Raw genomic sequence first — 7010 nt, forward strand, 5'->3', positions numbered from 1 at the left:
GGTCCTTTTCGCTCCTGTTCTTCGTCAGATAGCCCGCTATCTTCCTCATCACAGAAGCGAAAATGCCTCAAAAACTCATCCCAAATCATCGCACGATAAATTCAAAACAGCTTCTTAGAAATATCAATACAATATTTTCCAAGTTCGCCAAGCATCACTTGCTTATTTGTTTTCCTTTTATCCTCCATTTTTGCAAATATACGCCTTTCTCCTGAAAGAGCCAATCTTTTTCTTCCTTTTTTCAGTCCACCATCCGCCAAATTCACTAAATTTGCACCGGCAATCCATGAAAAAACGGTTATGAAACACAAGCACATCGACAAATATACCCTGATGACCACCGCCCCCATCCCCCGGCTGATAGGGTCGCTTGCCATACCCACCATCGTCAGCATGCTGGTCACTTCATTCTACGTGATGATAGATACCTATTTCGTAGGGAAAATCAACACCCAGGCCACCGCCGCCGTAGGGATTTCCTTCTCGGTCATGGCTATCATACAGGCGTTCGGATTCTTCTTCGGACACGGGTCGGGCAATTTCATCTCGCGCCGGTTGGGGGCACGCGACTATCAAAGTGCCGAGAAAATGGCGGCAACGGGATTCTTCAGCGCCTTCATCATGGGATGCCTCATCACGCTTTTCGGGCTCCTGTTCCTGACCCCTATCTGCCGCATATTGGGCTCTACCCCCACTATCCTGCCCTATACCGAGACCTATCTGGGCATCATCCTGCTGGGAGCGCCCTTCATGGCATCGTCGCTGGTGCTGAACAACCAAATGCGCTTTCAGGGCAACGCCGCCTACGCCATGGTGGGCATCACCGCCGGCACGGTGCTCAACATCGGGCTGGCTCCGCTGTTCATCTTCGTATGCGGCATGGGCATCGCCGGAGCGGCATACGCCACGCTGTGCGGACAGGTGTGCAGCTTCGGCATCCTGCTCTACATGGACAGCCGGGGAGAAAACATCCGCATCCGCCTGAGCAACTTCACGCCACAACTAGCTTATTTCCGCGAAATCCTTTACGGAGGAAGCCCCTCGCTCTGCCGGCAGGGACTGGCAAGCCTTGCCGCCATCCTGCTCAACGTAGCCGCCGGACGGTATGGCGACGCCGCCATTGCGGGCATGTCTATCGTGGGACGTATCTGCATGTTCATCAACTCTTTCCTCATCGGTTTCGGCCAAGGCTTCCAGCCCGTATGCGGCTACAATTACGGCGCAGGTATCTACCCACGCGTACAACAAGGCTTCTGGTTCTGCGTAAAAGTAGGGGTAGTGTTTCTCACCCTCTGCTCAATCGTCGGCTACATCTACGCACCCGAAATCGTGGCATGGTTCCGCGAAGACGACGCCGAGGTAATCGCCGTAGGTGCACGTGCCTTGCGCTGGCAGCTTATCACATTGCCATTGGGCACGTGGGTCATCCTTTGCAACATGCTGCTCCAAACCATCCGCAAGCCCGTACGTGCCGTGTTGCTTGCCTCCGCACGCCAAGGGCTGTTCTTCATCCCCTTTATCATCCTGCTACCCCACTGCTTAGGTCTGCAAGGTGTAGAGATGAGCCAGGCCGTAGCCGACTTCTGTTCGTTCATCTTCGCCCTGCCCGTAGCGATTCCGGTACTCCGCTCGTTACGGAAAACAGACTAAGAAGCTGTTTTGAATTTCTCCAAAAAGTTTTTCTTGGCTTGATGTATCCGTTTTCGTGTGTGCTTTGGGCGATTTTTTGGTCTTTTTCGCTCCTGTTCTTCGTCAGATAGCCCGCTATCTTCCTCATCACAGAAGCGGAAATGCCTCAAAAACTCATCCCAAATCATCGCACGATAAATTCAAAACAGCTTCTAACTGCGATAGGGAATATATATATTGCATGACACACGCACCTATCTGCACCGGGCTATGCACGTATATCCCCGGCACGATGCAGCTATATCCGATAAAAGCCGTTTTTGAAAGGGCCTTATCCCATTGCTATGCGTTACAATTGTTACAATTACAGTTAATGTAAAATGCTTTTTCAATCCCGGACAAAAAAAGAAATCCCCCTATTAAAATTATATATTATATATATTTATATATAAATATATATAATATATAATTTATAACAAGTTTTTCCCGCTATCTGATTTTCAACTTACATCAACTGTAATTGTAACAATTGTAACGGTTGTAACTGTGCAACGGAGCCCCCCTGTGCTTCTGCATCTCTGCGTTCCATTCCATTCATCAAAGCACTTGTTTTTTCCAATAATTATCCGTACATTTGCATCAAGCAGAAAACAATTATGAGCGACGACACATTAGACAAAAACGAAACAACGGATATACCTGAAAAAGAATCGGATACGAATTACAAGCCCGCCTCGCCGGCGGACAAGGCAGTGAAATACCAGCTGAGCGGAATGTATCAGAACTGGTTCCTCGACTATGCCTCGTACGTCATTCTGGAACGTGCCGTACCCCACATCAACGACGGACTGAAACCGGTGCAGCGGCGCATCCTGCACGCCATGAAACGGCTGGACGACGGACGCTACAACAAGGTGGCGAACATCGTGGGGCACACCATGCAGTTCCATCCGCACGGCGACGCTTCCATCGGCGACGCGCTGGTGCAGCTGGGGCAGAAAGACCTGCTCATCGATTGCCAGGGAAACTGGGGAAACATCCTCACGGGCGATGATGCAGCCGCCCCCCGATACATCGAAGCACGCTTGTCGAAATTCGCCCTCGACGTGGTGTTCAATCCCAAGACCACCGAATGGCAAGCCTCTTACGACGGGCGCAACCGCGAACCCGTCACCCTGCCGGTCAAGTTCCCCCTGTTGCTGGCACAGGGCGTAGAAGGCATCGCCGTAGGACTTTCATCGAAAATCCTGCCTCACAACTTCAATGAGTTATGCGATGCAGCCATCGCTTACCTGCACGGCGAAGAGTTCCACCTCTACCCCGACTTCCAGACCGGAGGGGCGGTAGACGTGTCGCGCTACAACGACGGCGAGCGGGGCGGAGTGGTGCGCGTACGTGCCAAGATATCGAAAATAGACAACAAGACACTCTGCATCAGCGAAATTCCCTACGGGAAAACCACATCGTCGCTCATCGACTCTATATTGAAAGCCGTAGAAAAAGGGAAAATCAAGGTGCGCAAGGTAGACGACAACACCGCCGACAAGGTGGAAATACTGGTACACCTCGCCCCCGGAGCCTCGTCGGACAAGACGCTGGACGCCCTGTATGCCTTTACGGATTGCGAAGTGAACATCTCGCCCAACTGCTGCGTCATCGAGGACAAGAAGCCGCATTTCCTCTCGGTAGGCACGGTGCTCCGCAAGTCGGTCGACCACACCCTCGGGCTCCTGCGCCGCGAACTGGAAATACAGCGCGACGAAACCCTGGAGACCCTGCACTTTGCCTCGCTGGAGAAAATCTTCATCGAAGAGCGCATCTACAAAGACCGCGGCTTCGAGCAAGCCGAAAACATGGACGCCGCCTGTGCCCACATCGACGAGCGGCTCACCCCGTTCTACCCCCAAATGGTGCGCGAAGTGACCAAGGATGACATCCTGCGCCTGATGGAAATCAAGATGGCACGCATCCTGAAGTTCAACAAAGACAAGGCGGACGAGAACATCGCCCGGCTGAAGGCGGACATCGAAGAGACCGAAAACCACCTGGCGCACATTACCGACTATACCATCGCCTGGTTCCGCCGCCTGAAAGAGAAATACGGAGCACAGTTCCCCCGCCGCACCGAGATACGAAACTTCGACACCATCGTAGCCACAAAAGTGGCGGAAGCCAACGAAAAACTCTACATCAACCGCGAGGAAGGCTTTATCGGCACGGGGCTGAAAAAGGACGAATTCGTGTGCAACTGTTCCGATATCGATGATGTAATCATCTTCTACCGCGACGGGAAATACAAGGTGGTACGCGTACAGGACAAGCTCTTCGTAGGCAAGAACATCCTCTACGTCAACGTGTTCAAGAAGAACGACAAGCGTACTATCTACAACGTCATCTACCGCGACGGGAAAGACGGATACCACTACATCAAGCGTTTCAACGTGACTTCGATGATACGCGACCGCGAGTATGACGTGACGCAAGGCACACCGGGTTCGCGCATCGTCTACTTCACCGCCAACCCCAACGGCGAGGCGGAAACCGTGAAAGTGACCCTGCGCCCCAACCCGCGCATCAAGAAACTGGTGTTCGAACGCGACTTCAGCACCATCAACATCAAGGGACGCCAGTCGATGGGCAACCTGCTCACCAAGTACGAGGTACACAAAATCGGGCTGAAACAACGCGGAGGCTCTACCCTGGGCGGACGCAAGGTGTGGTTCGACCACGATGTGTTACGCCTCAATTACGACGGACGCGGACAATACTTAGGCGAGTTCCAAAGCGATGACCGCATCCTCGTGGTACATACAGACGGCGACTTCTATACTACCGACTTCGACCTGAACAACCATTACGACCCCGATATCCGGCTCATCGAGAAGTTTGATGCCGACAAGGTGTGGACCGCCGTGCTCTACGATGCCGACCAGCAGAACTACCCGTACCTGAAACGCTTCTGCTTCGAGGCGACAAGCAAGCGCCAGAACTACTTGGGCGAGAACAAGCAAAACCGTTTGCTCCTGCTCAGCCCCGAAGCCTATCCGCGCATCCAGGTGGTATTCGGCGGACACGACGCGTTCCGGGAACCGCTGATAGTAGAAGCATCCGACTTTGTAGGCGTAAAGAGCTACAAGGCAAAAGGCAAACGACTCACCACCTACACCGTGGGCGAGGTAAACGAACTGGAGCCTACCCGCATGCCGGAACCCGAAGAAGTTCCCGACACAGAAGATAACGGAACATCCGAAGACGAAAACGGACAAATGAACCTATTCGATAACGAAGAAGAATGAAAACATTGATTTATATCGAACACAGAGACACAAAGACACTGAGAATAAAAAATAAAGCCTCTGTGCCTCTGCGCCTCTGTGTTTTTATTCTGATAGTCTTAACCTGCCTTCCGACCCGTATCCAAGCGCAAGACTCCCTGCAAGCCACACGCCACGTGATGCGCTCGGTGATGATAGGAGCCGGACACAACAACACATTCGAGACCTATCTCTCGCCCTTGGAATACGAAGGTCCAGAAGTGCGCTTCGCCTACGAAACGATGCGGATGACCCGCCTGATGGACGGGAACGTTTCGGCGCAAAACCTGTTCCAGCTACATGCCTCGTACACCGAAAACATCTCGCAGACCAACCATACGTACGGCGGGTTGGTGAACTGGAGCTATGCCCTGCATTACCAGTTCCGCCCTGCCAAGGGACTGAAGATACTTTTCGGCCCCATGCTCGACCTCAATGCAGGCGTGGTATACAACCGGCGCAACTCGAACAACCCTGCCCAGGCAAAAGCCTACGGGGGCTTAGGGGCATCAGGGATGCTCATGTACCGGTTCCGCATCAAGAACTATCCGCTCACGGTACGCTGGCAAGCGAACCTGCCCCTGCTGGGCGTGATGTTCTCGCCTGAGTTCGGCGAATCGTATTACGAAATATTCTCGCTAGGCAACGGAGGACGGAACGTAGTGTTCACCTCCCTGCACAACAACCCGTCCCTGCGCCAGCTCCTTACCCTCGACTTCCCGGTAGGAAACACGGTGATGCGTGTGGGCTACGTATGCGACCTCCAGCAAGCAAAGGTAAACAACCTGAAAAGCCATACCTACTCGCACGACTTCATGATAGGCGTCGTGCGCAATCTGTACCTGTTCCATGGAAAGAAACACATGACCACGCCACCTAAAATAACTCCGTTTTAAACCATGAGAAAATATATCCTCTACCTATGCATTACCGTGCAGGCATTGTTCGCCTCCTGCATCCGCGAAGACATATCAGGCAATACGCCCGAGTCGAACTTCGAGTCCCTATGGAAAATCATTGACGAACAATATTGCTTTCTGGAATACAAGCACGAAGAATACGGGCTGGACTGGGACGAAGTGCACACCCGCTACGCCCAGCGCATCACGTCCGACATGACGTGGGAAAACCTCTACGAAGTGCTCTCGGACATGGTGAACGAGCTGAGAGACGGGCATGTCAACCTGTCCAGTTCCATCGGCACATCGCAATACCGCGCATGGTTTGACGCCTTCCCCCATAATTTCAGTGACAGCATCCAGAGCAATTACCTGGGAAAAGACTACGTGAACTCGTCGGGCATTACCTGGTCGATACTGGAGAACAACATCGGCTACATCTATTGCGAAAGTTTCTCGAACGGCATTGGAGACGGAAACCTGGACCAGACCCTGAACTCGCTTGCCGTATGCGACGGACTGATTGTAGATGTACGGGATAACGGAGGCGGAAACCTGACCACGGCACAAAAACTGGCGGCACGTTTCACCAACGAGCGGGTGCTTGTAGGCTATATGTACCACAAGACGGGACCTGCCCACAATGATTTTTCCGACCCCAAACCTGTCTACATCGAGCCTTCGGACGGCATCCGATGGCAAAAGCCGGTGGTAGTGCTCACCAACCGCCGTGCCTATAGTGCCACCAACGATTTTGTGAACAGCATGAACCAGTTCCCCAACGTGACCCTTGTAGGTGACAAGACAGGCGGAGGCTCAGGGCTTCCCTTCTCATCGGAAATCCCCTGCGGCTGGTCCATCCGTTTCTCTGCCAGCCCGATGCTCGACCCCGAAATGAACCATCTGGAATTTGGGATAGACCCTGATGTGAAAGTAGACATGACCAGCGAAGACATTGCCCAAGGGAAAGACACCATGATAGAAACGGCATGCCGGGTGCTGAAAGGACAATAAGGAAATGGTTTCCCGGAAATGGTTTCTATGCACCTCCCCACCGTCAAGTTAGAAGTGCAACTCCTCCACCGCCTTCCTCCGTCCTTGGAGCGTAGCGGAAAGGGCGGAGGAAGGCGGTGGAAGCCGGGCTTCGGGTCATCCGGCAATACAAAAT

Annotated in this window: 5 protein-coding genes; 4 read left to right on the top strand and 1 reads right to left on the bottom strand. The window is 52.9% G+C overall.

The annotated features are described in order from the left end of the window. Positions 1 to 300: 300 nt before the first annotated feature. Positions 301 to 1650, top strand: coding sequence for an MATE family efflux transporter (locus B5F25_RS20240; protein WP_191763689.1), 1350 nt, complete (start codon positions 301 to 303; stop codon positions 1648 to 1650). Here the strand turns inward: B5F25_RS20240 and B5F25_RS20245 are convergent. Next, the gene (locus B5F25_RS20245; RefSeq protein WP_158098125.1) at positions 1647 to 1817 is read right to left on the bottom strand and encodes a hypothetical protein; all 171 of its coding nucleotides are present in this window, start codon (positions 1815 to 1817) and stop codon (positions 1647 to 1649) included. The two genes, B5F25_RS20240 and B5F25_RS20245, sit on opposite strands and share 4 nt — an antisense overlap. 468 nt (positions 1818 to 2285) lie before the next feature. On the opposite strand from B5F25_RS20245, the gene B5F25_RS20250 reads away from it, so the two are divergent. From B5F25_RS20250 to B5F25_RS20260, 3 genes are read left to right on the top strand one after another with little or no spacing between them, the layout of a single operon-like run. Next, on the top strand, positions 2286 to 4925 hold the full coding sequence (locus B5F25_RS20250; RefSeq protein WP_087251669.1) for a DNA gyrase/topoisomerase IV subunit A: 2640 nt from the start codon (positions 2286 to 2288) through the stop codon (positions 4923 to 4925). Beyond that, a complete protein-coding gene (locus B5F25_RS20255) occupies positions 4922 to 5839 on the top strand; it encodes a DUF3316 domain-containing protein (protein ID WP_087251670.1) in 918 nt (305 codons plus the stop codon). The genes B5F25_RS20250 and B5F25_RS20255 overlap by 4 nt, the downstream gene beginning before the upstream one ends. A gap of 3 nt (positions 5840 to 5842) precedes the next feature. Next, entirely contained in the window at positions 5843 to 6856 is a 1014-nt protein-coding gene (locus B5F25_RS20260; protein WP_087251671.1) for a S41 family peptidase, read from the top strand. Positions 6857 to 7010 lie beyond the last annotated feature (154 nt).

Origin of the sequence: Bacteroides sp. An19, from assembly GCF_002160215.1 — a bacterium.
Lineage (GTDB): Bacteria > Bacteroidota > Bacteroidia > Bacteroidales > Bacteroidaceae > Phocaeicola > Phocaeicola intestinalis.